The organism is Pseudescherichia sp. L3 (assembly GCF_024656065.1).
Taxonomy (GTDB): Bacteria; Pseudomonadota; Gammaproteobacteria; order Enterobacterales; family Enterobacteriaceae; genus Pseudescherichia.
The window spans coordinates 589,588-606,864 of sequence record NZ_JANKYC010000002.1; the positions used below are offsets into that span (position 1 = coordinate 589,588).

10 protein-coding genes are annotated in these 17,277 nt (G+C 53.1%); 4 read left to right on the plus strand and 6 right to left on the minus strand.

All coding sequences use genetic code 11. The features are described 5' to 3' along the window. Together tamB and tamA are read right to left on the minus strand one after the other, a co-directional pair. The gene (gene tamB, locus NR795_RS14355) at window positions 1–3,777 is read right to left on the minus strand and encodes an autotransporter assembly complex protein TamB (protein ID WP_257758575.1); all 3,777 of its coding nucleotides are present in this window, start codon (window positions 3,775–3,777) and stop codon (window positions 1–3) included. Then, window positions 3,774–5,507 carry an autotransporter assembly complex protein TamA gene (gene tamA / locus NR795_RS14360; protein WP_144816506.1) on the minus strand — a complete coding sequence of 578 codons (1,734 nt, stop codon included), beginning with the start codon at window positions 5,505–5,507 and terminating at the stop codon, window positions 3,774–3,776. The genes tamB and tamA overlap by 4 nt, the downstream gene beginning before the upstream one ends. 211 nt (window positions 5,508–5,718) lie before the next feature. Between tamA and msrA the strand changes: the two genes are divergently transcribed. After that, window positions 5,719–6,360: a peptide-methionine (S)-S-oxide reductase MsrA gene (msrA, locus tag NR795_RS14365; protein WP_144816508.1), complete on the plus strand. Its 642-nt coding sequence runs from the start codon at window positions 5,719–5,721 to the stop codon at window positions 6,358–6,360. 47 nt (window positions 6,361–6,407) lie between these two features. Here the strand turns inward: msrA and NR795_RS14370 are convergent, their stop codons facing one another. Both NR795_RS14370 and NR795_RS14375 read right to left on the minus strand, forming a co-directional pair. Then, complete coding sequence (locus NR795_RS14370) at window positions 6,408–7,538, minus strand: RHS repeat-associated core domain-containing protein (protein WP_257758576.1); 1,131 nt, start codon at window positions 7,536–7,538, stop codon at window positions 6,408–6,410. 47 nt (window positions 7,539–7,585) lie between these two features. Beyond that, window positions 7,586–11,515, minus strand: coding sequence for an RHS repeat domain-containing protein (locus NR795_RS14375; RefSeq protein WP_257758577.1), 3,930 nt, complete (start codon window positions 11,513–11,515; stop codon window positions 7,586–7,588). A 334-nt stretch (window positions 11,516–11,849) separates the two neighbouring features. Between NR795_RS14375 and NR795_RS14380 the strand changes: the two genes are divergently transcribed. After that, the gene (locus NR795_RS14380) at window positions 11,850–13,187 is read left to right on the plus strand and encodes a hemolysin family protein (RefSeq protein WP_144816512.1); all 1,338 of its coding nucleotides are present in this window, start codon (window positions 11,850–11,852) and stop codon (window positions 13,185–13,187) included. A gap of 104 nt (window positions 13,188–13,291) precedes the next feature. Here the strand turns inward: NR795_RS14380 and NR795_RS14385 are convergent, their stop codons facing one another. Next, window positions 13,292–13,498: a DUF1107 domain-containing protein gene (locus tag NR795_RS14385; protein WP_042388447.1), complete on the minus strand. Its 207-nt coding sequence runs from the start codon at window positions 13,496–13,498 to the stop codon at window positions 13,292–13,294. Between the two features lie 327 nt (window positions 13,499–13,825). Here NR795_RS14385 and NR795_RS14390 point away from each other — a divergent pair, with 327 nt between their 5' ends. Beyond that, window positions 13,826–14,383, plus strand: a complete 558-nt coding sequence (locus tag NR795_RS14390) for a YtfJ family protein (RefSeq protein ID WP_222890669.1) — start codon at window positions 13,826–13,828, stop codon at window positions 14,381–14,383. Between the two features lie 3 nt (window positions 14,384–14,386). Here the strand turns inward: NR795_RS14390 and cysQ are convergent, their stop codons facing one another. Continuing rightward, complete coding sequence (gene cysQ / locus NR795_RS14395; RefSeq protein ID WP_144816514.1) at window positions 14,387–15,133, minus strand: 3'(2'),5'-bisphosphate nucleotidase CysQ; 747 nt, start codon at window positions 15,131–15,133, stop codon at window positions 14,387–14,389. Window positions 15,134–15,318: 185 nt separating this feature from the next. Here cysQ and NR795_RS14400 point away from each other — a divergent pair, with 185 nt between their 5' ends. Then, the gene (locus NR795_RS14400) at window positions 15,319–17,265 is read left to right on the plus strand and encodes a bifunctional 2',3'-cyclic-nucleotide 2'-phosphodiesterase/3'-nucleotidase (protein WP_257758578.1); all 1,947 of its coding nucleotides are present in this window, start codon (window positions 15,319–15,321) and stop codon (window positions 17,263–17,265) included. Window positions 17,266–17,277 lie beyond the last annotated feature (12 nt).

The window sequence follows — 17,277 nt, forward strand, 5'->3', positions numbered from 1 at the left end:
CTAAAACTCAAACTGATAGAGCAGATCTAGTGCCTGGTCTACGCCAGACACCGCTTCCAGATATAGCTTAGGCATCAGGCGATAGCGTAACGTGAGCGTCGCCAGAGAGTCAAAAATACCCACGCCATACTTCACCTGCAATCCCGGCAGAACATAGCCGCTGACCACCACCTGGGAGGAGTCGCCTACGCCCTGCGTGTCCAATGCCAGATTGCTGACGCCAAAGGTCTCGCCGATTCGACCCACAACCTGTCCGCTCTGGGCAACGCCCAGGCCCACCAGCGCCGACGTCATCGCTGCGCTGTCGCTCTGTGTGCTCTCCAGCCCCTGGCCGCGAAGCAGATAGGAGAGTGCTTCCTGCTGCGACATCGCCGGGTCAGAGAAGATCTCCGCCTTCGGTTCGTCGGCAGTTCCGGTCACACGCACGCCGGCAATAACGTCGTTTTCAGTGGATTCCGGGTTACGGATCGCTTCGATGTTAAGCAAAGGTTGATCCGGCGGACCCGAGAACAATAACTCACCTTTGCGCACAATCAAATCCTGACCGTACGCATGGAAGCGGCCCTGAGGAATATTAATCTGTCCGTTTAAGCCAAGTCCTTGTTTATCCTGAGCAACTTTAAGATCGCCCGTTAAGCGTGCTTTTAAGCCAAACGCGTCCAGACGCACGTTATTGCCCACGTGAACGGTTAAATTACTGTTGATCGGGATGCCTGCGGTCTGCGGCTCCTCCGGCTGCAGCTGGCTGTTAAGCATCACTTCGTCGCTGGAAACCCCTACCGCGCTCTCCGGTACGTCGTGGACCACAATGCGTGCCCATGGCACATCAATGCTGCCGTCGAGGGTGAAGAGCTGCGGCGTAGCTTCGAATACCACGTCCGGGGACGCGTCAAGGCGAACCATCGGCGGGACGGTGATCCGTACCCGGCTGCCCTTCGCCGCGATCCGTGCGCGCCAGTTGTCGATCTGGCTCCAGTCGGCATTACCGCTTAGGTTAATCTCGCCCTGTCGAGTGCGGACCACCCCTTGCAGAGTCGAACTTTGGCCATTGAAGTTCATCGCCACCTGGCTGGGCTGCATCTCAAACGGCATAAAGTTGGCGTCAATATCCACGCCGTTCAGCCCCATCTGGCCAAACAGCTGCGGGCTCTGCACGTTGCCCGCCAGCCGCAGGTTAGCGTTGAGCGTACCCGCCGCCTTCTCACCACGGGAGAAGATGGCGTTGATCATCGCGATGGAGAAGTTGCGGATATTCACCGTGCCGCCGAGGTTGCGCTGCCCCTGGGGATCGGTCACCTGTACCTGGCCGTCAAACTGACCGTTATTGGTCAGGCGCATCATCCATCCGAGATCGGCGCGGTTGTCGCGCAGCTTCGCGTTGAGGTTAAGCGTATCGAATGCGACTCGCAGCGGCGCATCGTTAACGGTCTGCGTCACCCGCACGTTGCGCCCGGCCAGGGTCACTTCACCCTGCGGCAGCCCCGGTTTGGTGGTATCCCAGCTGACGTCCGCCCGGCCGCTGAACGATCCGCTGGCCTGAGTGGTATCTGGCATAAAGGGTTTCAGCATCGCCAGGTCGAAGCGGTTCAGGTTAACCACCGCCCGTCCCTCTGCGCCTGCGTCCACGGTCTGCGGCACGCACAGCTCCGCGTTAGGGTTGGTCCAGCAGTGTGGCCCAATGCTTACCTTCTGCTCCTCGCCACGGTAGTCGAGGGCGATGGCACGATTCAGCGACCACGGCCCGACCGGCGTAGCAAAACGCGTATCGCTCAGGGTCCCTTTCCAGCGCTGGTTAGCGCGGTCAAAGCTGCCCGCCAGCCGTAGCTGACCGGACACCGGCTCGCCCTGCGCCCGCAGGTTCAGCTCGTGCTGCTTTTCACTGCCTTTGGCATCCAGGGTGACCAGGCTCAGGTTAACGCCCGGCTGAACGATGCGCTCTACGCGGGCGGTGAGGCTCCCGGCGATCTGGTCGGTAGATTTTATGTCACCCTCAACGCGCACGCGGGCGATGGAGAGCTCCTGCCAGCGCAGGTTGTTGGCGGTGATATCCGCCTGCACCTGCGGCGCATCCACCGTGCCCCGTACTTTGACTAGCCCCTTCGCCGTGCCGCCCAGGCCCGGCAGCGCGTTATCCAGCCCCGGTGCATCGATGTTGGCGTCGAGATTCAGCGCCTTAACCCCCAGCTCGCCCTTAACGTCGGCGCTGTTGCGCCCCAGCTCAAGGTGCAGGCCCGGTACGGTCCACTGCATATAGCTGTTGCCCTTGAGCGAGCCGTTGACGTTTACGTTGTTGTTCTTGACGTTGCCGGTAATTTTCATCTCCGGCACTTCCATCTGCCAGCTGCCGCCGTAGAGGCTGCCGCGCGTTTTAATCAGGCCGTTGAGCTTCGACGGCCAGTCGGGCACCTCTTTAGCCGTATTGATGCCGTTAAGCGTCAGCTCCCCACGCCAGCTGATGGCCTGCTGCCAGTCGAGCAGCGCCTTCAGCTCGGTTTTGCCCTCCAGCGCGGCGATGGTCAGCTTGTCGAGATTGATCTGCTGCTCGTTGCCTTTCGCATCCAGCGTGATGGTCGCAGGCGGAACCTGCTGCCCTTTCACCGCCGTGCGGAACGAGAGGGTGTAGTCGGTCATCTTACCGCTCAGCTTCAGCCGCAGGTCGTCAGCCTGATACTGTCGCTCGCCGGTAAAGGGCCAGTAGAGCTGCTCGCTAATGATATCCAGGTTCAGGGGCAGCCCCGCCTCTGCCAGCTGCGTCTTCGCCCGCAGCACCATGTCTACCGGGCCGGAGAGGTTAACCCCCACGTCAAGCGTCTCGCGCAGCGCGCCGCCGACCTTGAGCTTCACCCTCTCGCCCTTCAGAGGATCGACGTTCAATGTACTGTTGAGGGTAATATCTACCGGCCAGCTGTTGCTCAGCTGCGCCGTGCCGGTGGCGTTAACGGTGCCCTGGTTTGAGTCGATATCAAGGGCGTCGAGTCGGGTGTTACCGTCGATGCTGCTCACCTTCAGCAGCAGGCTGCGCACCAGAATGTCGGTATCACCGGTAAGACGCAGCTGCTCGCCGCGAAACTCTTCAATATTGAGGTTAAGCGGCAGATGAACGTCGGTCATCTCCGGCAGCACTGGCTTAGAGAAGAGATCCTTCAGCGTTTCACCCAGAGGCTTCTCCTCGGGCTTCGGCTGCTCGATCTTCGGCTCGACGATCTGCTCCTGCGCCACGTCGGCCACCTTCGGCAGGGCAATCAGCAGCCCCTGTAACGAGGTTGGCTTAACGGTCAGGTTTTTCTCCTGCCAGTTCAGCCCGGTGGTGAAATCCATCACCGAAACGGTGGTGTTATCAATCTTGATATTAACGTTGTTCAGCGCCACCCGGCTGAGGGTAATCGGATAGGGAGTAGAGAGATCGAGCGGCCCGCTATCCTCCTCTTCCACCTGAGCGGCAGGCGGCATCTTAGTGCTATCTACCGTCACGTTAATGTCTTTTAGCGACAGATCGTTAACGCACAGGCTGCTGTCCCGCAGGCAGGCAAGCTTTACCGCAAGGTGGATCTCTCCGGCGTTAACCGCCACGCCGGGCTGGTCATAGCGGATATTACGCAGGGTCAGGTCACGCCAGCCGCCGGTAACCTGGCCAATCTCCAGCCCTGGTACCCAGCGGTTCGCGGCCTTGAACACAATATGCAGCCCGCTGGTGGTGCCCACCAGAAACGCCACCGCCCCCAGCAGCAGCACAATAAACACCACCACCCCGAGGCTTATCTTCTTCCATAAACTCATAATTCAGGCCCCAGACCGATGTAGAACTGTAGATCGTGCTTATCGTCGTCGGCGATAGGCAGGGCAAAATCAAGCTTTATCGGCCCGACCGGCGACTCCCAGCGCACGCCCACGCCTGCACCGGTTTTAAAGTCGCTGCGGCGGATATCGCTCACCGCCTCGCCGCTGTCGATGAAGGTCGCGCCCCACCACTTGCCGGTCACGTTGTACTGATACTCCAGCGAGCCGGTGGCCAGCTTGGAAGCCCCCTTCAGCTTGCCTTCGCTATCCTCTGGCGAGATCGATTTGTACTTATAGCCCCGGATACTGCGGTCGCCCCCGGCGAAGAAACGCAGATCCGGCGGCACGCGGTCGAAGTCGCCGGTTTCGATCCAGCCCAGGTTGCCGCGCACCACAAAGCGGTGGCGATCGTAGAGGGTACGGATCCAGACGTTCTGCGCCTGCAGGACCGAGAAGTCGACGTCGGACCCCCAGGCGGTGTTGGAGTAGTCGATGGAGTAGCGCTGGGAGTCGCCCCAGGTCGGCATCAGGCCGCCGCGCGAGCGGGTCCGGCTAATCATCACGCCAGGGTAGAGCAGCATGGTGGTATGGGTTACGCTGCCCTGGGTAAAGTGATCCAGGCTCCAGCGCAGGTTAATGGCGCGCTGCCAGCCGCTGGAGAGATCCCAATAGCGGGAGAGCGCCAGGGTGGTGGAGTCCGCCTCGGTATCATTGAGATCGGTACGCTTAAAGCCGCCCTGCACCAGGTAGTACTGCTCCAGCGGATTCTTCAGCAGCGGCATCTTGTAGCTAAAGTCGAGCTGCTGTTCGGGCGCGGAGATGCTGGTGGAGGTAGTAAAACTGTGGCCGTAGGAGTTGATCCACGGCTTGCGCCAGGTGGCCTTCACGCGCGGACCGACGTCGGTAGAGTAGCCCACCCCGGTCTCTATCGTATTCTGCGTGCGGGGCGAAACCACCCCGTGCAGCGGCAGCACCTTGGTTTTACGCGATTTTTCAAACTCTGGAGCAACAATCACCGAGTTAAACCAGCCGGTAGCAGAGAGGCGGCGGTTTAGCTCCGCCAGATCTTTGGTCTGGTACTCGTCGCCCTCTTTAAAGGGCACCAGGTTTTGCAGATACTCGTCGCGGATCTGCGAGCCTTCAAAAGTCACCTTGCCGAAGCGGTAGCGCTGCCCGCTGTCGTAGTCGATATCCCAGAATGCCTGATGGCGATCGAGGGCGATGCCGAGCTGGCTTTTGTTGAAGGCGCTGTCGAAGTAGCCTTTGCGCAGCGCGACGCTGGTAAGGCCCTTCTTAAAGCTGTCGTAGTCGTTATGGTTCAGCACCGTGCCAATCGCCGGTCGGGTTTTTAGCAGGTCGAGGTAGTCACTGTCGGTGCGCGCTCCGCCGCGCAGGATCACATCCGTTCCTCCGACGCGCACAGGCGTGCCGGGCGAGACGCGGGCGATCAGTACCTGGCGGCCCTTCGCCGGCGGTGGACGCAGTTCAAAATCGATGGTTGGCTCATAGTAGCCTAGCGCTTTTAGTCCGTCGCGGATGGCATCATCAACGCGAGCGCGGAAACGCTGATCCGCCGTTACTTCATCACTCTCGATGGTTGAGAGCTGGGCACGAACGTTTTTTTGCAGCGCGCCCGATAACCCCTCTACCTGTAAACGGACGTTTGCCGCTAAGGCCGTTCCGCTCACCAGCAGCAGGGTAGTGAAACCTATCAGTCGGATGTGTGGCACGTTCTCTCCTGAATATCAGGCTCCCTGAAGGTAAGGAAACCGAAATGCCGCTCCCCGGCTAAACAAATACCCACCATAGTGGGTTGAAAAATGGCTGGCTAGCCCAATACTTCTTAATGTTTAAATCTAGCCGTATTTGCAGCATTTATTGTGTTCAATTCAACGCTGCGTTACAACCTTGATCACAGATCTGTTCCTGGGAGGCCACACCGTGAGTCTATTTGATAAGAAGCACCTCGTTACTCAAGCGGATGCATTGCCAGGACGCAATACACCTATGCCGGTAGCCAGTCTGCATGCCGTTAACGAACACTCGATGACCAATGTACCCGAAGGGATGGAGACCGCGCTGTTTGCGATGGGCTGCTTCTGGGGCGTGGAGCGCCTGTTCTGGGTACTGCCCGGTGTCTACAGCACCGCAGCAGGCTACGCGGGCGGCTATACGCCGAATCCCACCTACCGTGAAGTCTGTTCCGGCGAGACCGGGCACGCCGAAGCCGTGCGCGTGGTCTATGACCCGAGCGTGATTAGCTACGAGCAGCTGCTACAGGTCTTCTGGGAGAATCACGATCCGGCCCAGGGCATGCGCCAGGGCAACGACCACGGAACCCAGTACCGCTCGGCCATCTACCCGCTGACGCCGGAGCAGGAAGCAGCCGCGAAGGCGAGCCTGGCCCGTTTCCAGCAGGCAATGCGTAGCGCCGGGGACGATCGTCAGGTGACCACCGAGATCAAAACCGCCGGGCCGTTCTACTATGCTGAGGACGATCACCAGCAGTATCTGCACAAGAACCCGTACGGGTACTGTGGGATCGGTGGGATTGGGGTGTGCCTGCCGCCGCAGACGGTATAGCTGTTGTAAATGCGCCACGCAAGCGTGGCGCATTTTATTAAAGCGAATTAAGCTTCTGATGAACTATCTAATTTTAGAATACTTATTTTAAACTTAGCATAGCTGTGAAATTGACGCCCTTTATCATGAATCCACAACACTTTTTCTTTTAAGCCGTGAATAGTTCCGAAAAGCCCCATCCCTAAATCAATGTTGCCAAAAATAGACGACACATATGATAAATCCTCTGCTTTTTGGGGATTATTTTTCCTTATCGACTCACTGGCTATATTGAAAACAGTAGATGTCAAACTTGCTGTAAAATTTATCGTTTCATATAATAGTTTAGCATTACTGAGACCATGATCGACGCTTTCAGCTTTTGTTCGAATGTTGATTTCGGTATCAAGGAACTCTTCAGTAAGCTCTTCAGCAACCTCTGCAACTTCATCTACTAAATTATTTGCTAAATTATGTTCCAGCATGTCCACTATATCATTACTTGTATGCTGTACATTACCAAGCTCATCAAACTTAGTGAGTGATTTTTTGACATCCTTCATGAATTTATCTAACGATCTGTTGATTCTTGAAGCCTTAATTTTTTTAGAAATGTGATTAAAAGAAGAGTATAATGTTGATACTGAGTTTATTATACCCAAAGCATAAGAAGCCTTTTCTAATTTCATCGCTGCTTGAGGATTGTTACTAGCTACAGCGTAAGCAATATAGTTAGTTAGGGCTGAAGATACCTGTGTACCATATGTCAATACATTACTTGTTGTTTTAGCTACGGTGCTTGCAAAAGCGTCAGCAGTTTCATCTGCAAAAAGATGTCGAAAAAGAGATGCAAAGCCAAAGGTAAACCATTTTAAAATCCCATGCCCACTTGGGTCGGTAAAGTTTACGGGATCGTTCTCACAATAAGCATAAGGATTAATTCCCCCTACCCCGAATGGGCTTTCGCTGTCCGGACAGTTAAAACGCATTAATATCGGGTTATAGGCACGATAGCCGTTGCCTAAATGCGACGTGCCGGTTAAAGGATCCGGGCGCTCACCGTTAAAGCCAGGAAGCTGGCCATTTTGTGGCTTATCAGCAGCACCAAAAGTAGAAAAGAGATTAACCTGCTGGGTGCCACCGTCATAAGCCAGCAGCGTACTATTAGTCTGGTTAGTACCAATGAGTTGTAAAGACATAATTTACGCTCCAGTGATTAGATATTCTACCAACAACACTCTCATAGCTATAGCTGTTCGTGACTTACCGCAGCATTGCCTGCCAGGCCAGAGATAATACGATCCTGCTGCTGCTCGCTTTGGCGAATCTGATTAACCAGTTGCGAACCACGGTAATAAAGATACTGCTCCTGACTATTTATCGACTGGAAGACAAGGTTATGCAGACCATCGTAGCCGTAGCCCGCCTGACTACCATCTGTTGTCTCTATGCTAAATAGACGACCCGATGCATCATAGTGTAACGTCCGGCCAGCTTCATCAATTTTCAGGCGCCCATCATCATAATAAGCCAAATTAATAACAGGTGGATATGCAGGGTTACCACTGTGTGTGATTGAGGTAAGTTGGGTTGCATCGTCATTATTAATATATATAGCAGATGAATCGCCGCTATTAATATATTTAAAAGTGGCTTTATCCGTAGCGCCGTTGCTGCCGACCGTCGTGCAGGTTCTAATATTATTCAGGCAATCATATTCAAAAACCTGCGAAGTAAACTCCACCCCATAACCATCTTTTGGCAATATGCTACCACTGCAGTCATGCTGCCGAAGCCGATTACGTGAATCGTAATAATACTGGTTATCACTAAGCGTTGTTTTTCCTTGCGTAATAGTAACATTTGAGATTTGATTGTTTTCATAGTATCCGGTGGTGATAGTAATAGCCTCGCCACTGTTAGGCGTGAGCGTACGAGACTGTTCACGGCCGTAATCATCATAGCCAATCGTTGTCTCAAGGCTGGCTGAGCCATTGCTCGTTTCAGCTATTTGTGTCTGGAGTCGGCCAAATTCATCATAGGAAAAAGTGAGCGTGACAGCAGGGTCTCTAATAGTAAGCGGCTTGCCTGCATCTTTTCCTGAAAGGTTATAGCTTATCCACTGTATATTACCTGCAATGTCGGTATAGCTCACCGGTTTATTCATTACGCTCCATTTGTAAACCGGCGTTTTATTACCAAGGCTATTGGCTACAGTTTCAGTATTGACCTGTCCGGATGTAAACCATGTATACGAGTTTTCTTGCTGCCCGGTTTCGATAACGGTATCAAGTAACCCCCGATTTTTAAAATAGGTATAGGTTTGCTCTGTGCTTTGCCCGTTGTCATCCGCAGTAATAGAGGTTAGAGCATTCTCCAGCATAGGATCGTACCCATAGGTAAAGACCCTGTTTAGACTATCGGTAAGGGTACGAGGGTCGGGAGTATTATCGCTATATGTATAGACTTCATATCGACCACCTACCGTCGAGTTATGTATCCGGCCTAAACCATCAATCTCCCGTGTACCCATCACATAGGCTGTCCCATCCGTGTCGATAACGGTTATCTTCTGAACTATGGCAATACTAAAATGAGGAGCATACTCCTGTTTTATAGTAGTACCATCCGCATACGTTGTTTTATATGCGCGATCGAAATCATCGTATTCATAATCAACTGCATGACCCATCGGATCGACGACGTGACGAAGGCGCTTCAAACCATCATAGGAAGAGTGCGTCGTAGAATAGATATTATCGTTTTTATCATAAACAGTAATAGATTGCGGGACATTCATATCATTAAGCGATAGCGTGCTTTTTGATGCCTTATGGCCTGCTGCAGATTGTAAAAATTTTTTATAGTCTTTACCGACAGCATCAAATTGCAGCATCCGGGTCAGCCAGACGCTGGCTTCAGGATCGTTAACGTCCGAGAAAAAATCATGCGCGCAGATCTGTGCCCAGTTGTTGAATTGGTTTTTAATATTAATTACAGCGCATTGAATCTTACCCTGATCGTCCAGATAACTGTCCGTTATGGTCTCATAAAGGATCCGACCAAGTGAGTCATAGCTACGTGATAATACTGTGCTAAACTCCTGATTAATCTGTTCGGTTGCACTTTTTTCAAGTGATATCACCCGACCAAGAGCATCATAATTGAGACGAGACACATTATCATTATAATTCGTAAAATTGGTACTCAGCGATGTCATTGAATAATCAACGCTAAGTTTTCTTTCATAATCAGCATTGCCTTCATGCGTTATCATAGAAGAGAAACGCCCAGCCTCATCATAATAGTAGGTATGCGGTGTGCCTAAAAAATCCGTTAACGCGTTAATTTTCCCTGAATAGATTGAACGTGCCATAATACCGGTCAAGGAAATATTATCGAAGCTTACCAATGTCATTTTACTTTCAAGAACGCCATCGGTTAAGTCATAATCATGTGTCTGGATTGCTGAATAGGGCGTTGTTCCCTGTGTGTCGGTACTATAAACAGTTGTGTTTTTGCTCTGGATATGCCCATATTCAAATGATGTTTTATCGTCTGAATAATATTGTGTATTTAGCGATGTTAATGGTTGTTTGCTACTGTCGAGCAATTTCACCAGCGACTCTTTATCTTTGACGATTGCCGTTGCCATAGGCCGATCATCTAACGCGTCAAGAACGCTATAGTGAGTGTAGGTTGCCCGAACAGGGACGTCGTCATAATCAGAAGGAGCAGGAGTGATCTTTTTACTTTTCACCAGGTTGGCGAAGCCATTAGGATCGGCAGGGCAGCCGGTGTAGCCGTCAGCGCTATCTGCTTCACCGTCCGCACTGTAATACTCATAGTCGGTCTGGATACCGTCGGGATCGATCTGCTGCGTCAGATTGCCAAAATCATCGTATTGGTATTGCGTCAATTCACTACGCGTGCCGCTGCTGTCCGTCCACGTCAATGTTTGCGTTTGCGGATACTGATATTGCGCAGGTAGATCGTCGTAGCTGGTATCAGGATGATCGACCTGCCAGGCATCGGCATAGTAGTAAGTTTCAGCAGAGTAATATGTTTCACCCTGCGCTACCTCCAGCTTGCTCAGAAGATGGTAGTTATTGTAGGTATAGGTAGTGGTAATCGCCTGCCCATCGCTGTCGGCCTGTATCAGCGTTGTGGAGTAGAAATAGTCCTGCCCCGCCAGGCTATAAACATAGTCGGTTGAGGCGTCCCACTGGCCGCCCTGCGGCGCATCGTAGCCCAGATAGTTAGGGAAACCCTGCGGGGTATCTGGCGTATAGGTTGTAATCATTTGTGGCTGATCAAAACCAGGGTCGATGACCAACTCAGTGACAGCTGGCAGTGAACCTTCCCCGGACTGAGCCGGAAACAGCATCAGACCATTGGTTGTGCCACTGTTATAGGTTACAGATTTAATTAATCCGGTAATCGCCTGGGTTTTAGTCAGGGTAAGCAGCCCGTTCCCCATTCCCACATCTTCATAAAAATATTGCCACTGGCCTTCCGGTAACCCAGAGTGAGAAATAGCTGACAGATAGCCATTCGATTTTTGCAGGGTAATAGTGTACTCCTCACTTGAGCCAGGATAAAAGGTCAGGGCAGGCCCGGCATCATGATCGAATTTTAAGTGCGTTACGCCGCTGTCATCGATAATGGAGTCAATCCCCCAGCCCCAGGACGTAAAATCCCAGTTAATATTTAACGAGTACCCCAGCGCGTTATATATTCTGGTCGTGACATAAATACCCGAATCATATTCAGTTAAATCGGTCACGCTGCCATCATTTTCTATTACCCTAAACCCATCGCTACCGTCCGGATTGCTTATCCGAATGAAATCAAAGGTGCGCATCTTATTTTGCCGGACAATAGGTGGGTTCACTGAGGCATCTACTGTGTAGCTCTCCCCCGATGCCAGCGAAAGCTGTCCGTTGTTATAATCAAAAAGAGTCAGCGCTGGCGCAATCCCGATACCCAAATCATAATAGTCAGTGCCTGAGGTAGCCGAATAGCCGATAGAAAAAGTCAGCTCCGGCCCCATGGCGCTATTACCAATGATTTGGCCAAGGGAGTGCTGAAAGCTAAACAGGCGGGTACGGGGATCGACATCCTCAGAAGAGGCGCTAAGAAAATTGGGCGTTTGTGAATAGTAATTTGCACTCATGGAGGTACCTCAGCAATAAAATAAATTATTAATAAGGGAAAATAAGCGGGCACGTATAAAACTAGTGTTTTCTAATTTATTTAAAAAGCCCGTTTTTTGGCGTGCCATGACTGATATTTAGATGATGTAATAAGAGCAAATCCGACTACTTAGCAGGTTTAAAACTGGCTACTGTACAAACAGTGTACTGACGACGCTGGCAGCCCTCCCCTGCCTTACGCTATACTACCCCAGGATCGCAGATCCACTCGCCGTGGATCGGCGTTTAACCTGATGTATTACATGGATTTTCAACTTTCCCCTCTTGAGGATCTGGCCAATGGCTGGATAAGATATGTTAAACAGTATTCTACTGATACTTTGCCTGATTGCCGTAAGTGCGTTCTTCTCGCTGTCGGAGATTTCGCTTGCGGCCTCCCGTAAAATCAAACTTAAGCTGCTGGCCGACGATGGCAATATCAATGCCCAGCGCATCCTGAAAATGCAGGAAAACCCCGGCACCTTCTTTACCGTCGTGCAGATTGGCCTTAACGCCGTGGCTATTCTCGGTGGTATCGTCGGTGATGCGGCCTTCTCGCCGGTGTTTTATGACGTGCTATCAAATGTCGTGTCGCCCGAGCTGGCGGATCGGCTGAGCTTTATCCTCTCCTTCTCGCTGGTTACCGGCCTGTTCATTCTTTTCGCCGACCTGACCCCGAAACGCATCGGTATGATTGCGCCTGAAGCCGTGGCTTTGCGCATCATCAACCCGATGCGCTTCTGCCTGTTCATCTTCCGTCCGCTGGTGTGGTTCTTTAACGGGCTGTCCAACGTTATCTTCCGCATCTTTAAGCTGCCGATGGAGCGCAAGGACGACCTCACCTCCGATGACATCTACGCGGTGTTTGAGGCCGGAGCGCTGGCGGGCGTGCTGCGTAAGCAGGAGCACGAACTGATTGAGAACGTGTTTGAGCTGGAGTCGCGCACCGTGCCGTCATCCATGACCTCGCGCGAAAACGTCATCTGGTTCGATCTGCACGAAGATGAGCAGAGCCTGAAGAGCAAGGTGGCGGAGCACCCGCACTCCAAATTCCTGGTCTGTAATCAGGATATCGATCACATCGTAGGCTACGTCGACTCAAAAGATCTGCTTAACCGCGTGCTGGCTAACCAGAGCCTGGCGCTGAACAGCGGCGTGCAGATCCGCAATACGCTGATCGTGCCGGATACCCTGACCCTCTCTGAGGCGCTAGAAAGCTTTAAGGCGGCGGGGGAAGACTTCGCGGTGATCATGAACGAGTATGCGCTGGTTGTAGGTATCATCACCCTGAATGATGTGATGACCACCCTGATGGGGGATTTGGTCGGTCAGGGACAGGAGGACCAGATCGTTGCTCGTGATGAGAACTCCTGGCTTATCGATGGCGGTACGCCTATTGATGACGTCATGCGCGTGCTGGATATCGACGAGTTCCCACAGTCGGGTAACTACGAAACCATCGGCGGATTTATGATGTTCATGCTGCGTAAAATCCCGAAACGCACCGATTCAGTGAAGTTCTCGGGCTATAAGTTTGAGGTGGTGGATATCGATAACTACCGTATCGACCAGCTGCTGGTGACTCGCCTCGACAGCAAACCTACCACGCTGACGCCGAAACTGCCGGACGCTGAAAACCAAAGCGCGGCGTAAAGCCTCTTCCTCAGAAACATCAACGGCCCCTTTAGGGGCCGTCTTATTATGTTAATGAACTACTGCATAGCACGTTTACATAGTACGTTTATATAGTACGTTGCTTACGCCATATCGGTTTGCAGTCGCATAACCTGGCGATTAACTTCAGACATTACAGAATAGTGCTGCTTGTCTTTCACTTTTGGGACCAGGATTTTACCCTTGTCGAACTCAAAAGCACCTACGTCCTTGATATACAACCGTCCACGGAACAGGATCTTCACGTACTTCGCTACCTGGAGCGGATTGTAACGTTGGAAAATTTTCATTCTTCTTTCTCTCCTGCTGAATCTTACGCCCAAGCGACGCCACAATTGGCTCGACTTTAATGAACGCAAATTTTGTTGCCCAGTGACTATAGACCACAAACTCATTGATACCCAGTATGCATAAGTTTATTTACCGTTTGATTACAATTAATCAGAATTTTCTACCCCAGGCACCGAGCACGACAGTATAAGGCAGGGTTTTTACGCAAATGTGTGCGTCCGCCCGCAAACTGGCACCCCATTTGCGAGAAAAGAAGATTAATTGCACTTATCATTAAAAGCAGAGACCAAGTGGTCGGATCACCTGCACTGAATAAGGGAAACATGATGACGTTACGCAATACACTGGCTGTAACCTGCCTGCTGCTGCCGCTGGTGGCCTCGGCCCACCGTTTTGAAGAGAATCAGCGCGTGCCCCCGGTTGGCGTGGCCGATCGGGGAGAGCTGGTCTTCGATAACAATAAGTTTAGCTATAAAAAATGGAATAGCGCGCAGCTGAACGGAAAAGTTCGCGTGGTGATGCACATTGCTGGCCGCACCTCGGCGAAAGAGAAAAATGCAGCGCTAATCGAAGCGATCAAATCGGCCAATCTGCCGCACGACAGGTATCAGACCACCACAATTATAAATACTGATGATGCTATCCCCGGCTCTGCAATGTTTGTGCGCAGCAGCATTGAGAGCAACAAGCAGCTCTACCCGTGGTCACAGTTTATCGTCGACAGTGATGGGGTCACGCGCAAGGCCTGGCAGCTGGAGGAGGAGAGCTCCGCCGTCGTGGTGCTGGATAGAGAGGGCCGAGTACATTACGCCAAAGATGGCGCACTGACCCAGCAGGAGTCGCAGCAGGTTATTGCCCTGCTGCGTAAGCTGCTGGAGAGCTAAAGATTAAAAGACAGAGACGCGGAAACCGGGGTTGAGGAAGGATTCACGCGGCGTGTAGTCCAGCGTTTTTCCCTGCCAGTCATGGACGTGCGCCCCGGCAGCCACCGCTACCGCATGACCTGCGGCGGTATCCCAGACGCTGGTAGGCCCAAAGCGCGGATAGAGCTGCGCCTCACCCTCAGCCACCAGACAGAACTTGAGCGACGAGCCGATCGCCGTAGTCTGGTGTTCACCCATCTGCTCCAGATACTCCTTCAGCTCGGCATCATTCGCGGCATGCGAGCGGCTGATCACCACGCGCGGTGGGCGGGCTTCACGCGCCTGGATTGGATTACGGATGTTGTTCTCCTCTTTCCACGCCTTCCCTTCCGCCGCGCTGTACATCACTTTCAGCACCGGGGCATAGACGACGCCCAGCACCGGCTTACCCTCTTCGATCAGCGCGATATTAACGGTAAACTCACCGTTGCGCTTAATGAACTCTTTGGTACCGTCCAGCGGATCCACCAGCCAGTAACGCTGCCAGTGCTGGCGAACGTCCCAGGCCGGAGGGTCCTCTTCGGAGAGCACCGGAATATCCGGTGTAAGTGCTTGCAAACCTTCGACTATCACCTTGTGAGCGGCAAGATCCGCCGCGGTCACCGGTGAATCGTCGGTTTTACGGTTCACGTCTATCGGGCTGTTCCCGTCGTAAACCTGCATGATAGCTTCCCCCGCTTCCCGCGCGAGCTGACAAATTGCGTCTAACATTTTCCACCTCTCTATGTCAGTGGTTTTAACTCGTTGTTTTACTTATACCCTATCACGACCAGAACTGCCATCTGTGACCACGCCTGCGGTTTTATTGCTCACTTTTATGGCAAGATTCACAAATCTGTAAGCAACCAGATGTAAATACATTTTCTTTTGTGGACTAGATCTAAAAGGACGCTCTGATGATTAAGTTTAGTGCAACGTTCCTGGCCATGCTGACGGCGGTCGGGGCCCAGGCCGCCACCGTGGATCTCCGCCTGCTGGAAACGACCGATCTGCATAGCAACATGATGGACTTTGACTACTACAAGGATACGCCAACGGAGAAGTTCGGCCTGGTACGCACCGCTACGCTGATTAATGCCGCCCGCCAGGAGGCCACGAACAGCGTGCTGGTAGATAACGGCGACGTGATTCAGGGCAGCCCGCTGGGGGATTATATGGCGGCAAAAGGGTTAAGCCCGAACGAGGTGCATCCCGTTTATAAAGCGATGAACAGCCTCGATTATGCGGTAGGTAACCTCGGCAACCATGAGTTTAACTACGGGCTGGATTACCTGCACCGTGCGCTGGCGGGAGCGAAATTTCCCTACGTGAACGCCAATATTATTGACGTAAAAACCCAGCAGCCGCTGTTTACCCCCTACCTGATTAAAGAGACCACGGTTAAGGATAAAGAGGGCAAGACACAGACCCTGCGTATTGGCTATATCGGCTTTGTGCCGCCGCAGATCATGACCTGGGATAAGGCCAACCTCAGCGGCAAGGTGACGGTGAACGATATTACCGAAACCGCGCGCAAGTATGTTCCAGAGATGCGCAGCAAAGGGGCGGACGTAGTGGTAGTAATCGCTCACTCCGGGCTGTCGGCAGAGCCCTATAAGGCGCTGGCGGAGAACTCGGTTTACTATCTCAGTGAAGTACCCGGCGTTGACGCCATCCTCTTTGGCCACGCCCACGCGGTATTTCCCGGTAAAGATTTTGCCGCAATTAAAGGCGCAGATATCGCCAACGGCACCCTGAACGGCGTACCGGCGGTAATGCCAGGCATGTGGGGCGATCATCTTGGCGTGGTCGATTTGGTATTGAATAACGATAGCGGCACGTGGAAGGTAACCCACTCGCGCGCCGAGGCCCGCCCTATCTACGACGCGGCGGCGAAGAGGTCGCTGGCGGCAGAGGACAGCAAGTTGGTATCCGTTCTCAAAGCATCCCATGATGCCACCCGCGAGTTTGTCGGCAAGCCTATCGGGCAGTCCGCCGATAACATGTACAGCTATCTCTCCCTGGTGCAGGACGATCCCACCGTGCAGGTAGTCAACATGGCGCAGAAGGCCTACGTTGAGCACTATATTCAGGGCGATCCGGATCTGGCCTCACTGCCGGTGCTCTCCGCTGCCGCGCCCTTTAAAGCTGGCGGCCGCAAAAACGACCCGGCCAGCTTTGTTGAGGTCGAGAAGGGCCAGCTGACCTTCCGTAATGCCGCCGATCTCTACCTCTACCCCAATACGCTGGTGGTGGTGAAGGCAAGCGGCAAAGAGGTAAAGGAGTGGCTGGAGTGCTCTGCCGGGCAGTTTAACCAGATCGATCCCCACAGCAGCAAACCGCAGTCGCTGATTAACTGGGATACCTTCCGGACCTATAACTTCGACGTGATTGACGGCGTTAATTACCAGGTCGACGTGACCCAGCCCGCGCGGTACGACGGTGAGTGCCAGAGCCTGAATCCGCAGGCAGAGCGTATCAAAAAGCTAACCTTCAACGGCAAACCTATCGATCCCAACGCCACTTTCCTGGTAGCGACCAATAACTATCGCGCCTACGGCGGCAAATTTGCCGGGACCGGCGACAGCCACATTGCGTTTGCTTCGCCGGATGAGAACCGCGCCGTGCTGGCAGCCTGGATTAGCGCTGAGTCAGCCCGCACGAAAGCAATCCACCCGGCGGCAGACAACAACTGGCGTCTTGCTCCGATCCACAGCGACACGCCGCTGGATATTCGCTTTGAGACCTCCCCCTCCGCTAAAGCAGCAGCGTTTATCAAAGAGAAGGCCCAGTACCCGATGACTCAGGTCGGCAGCGACGACATTGGGTTCGCCATCTACAAAGTTAATCTAAACGCGAAGTAACCCGTAGGCCCG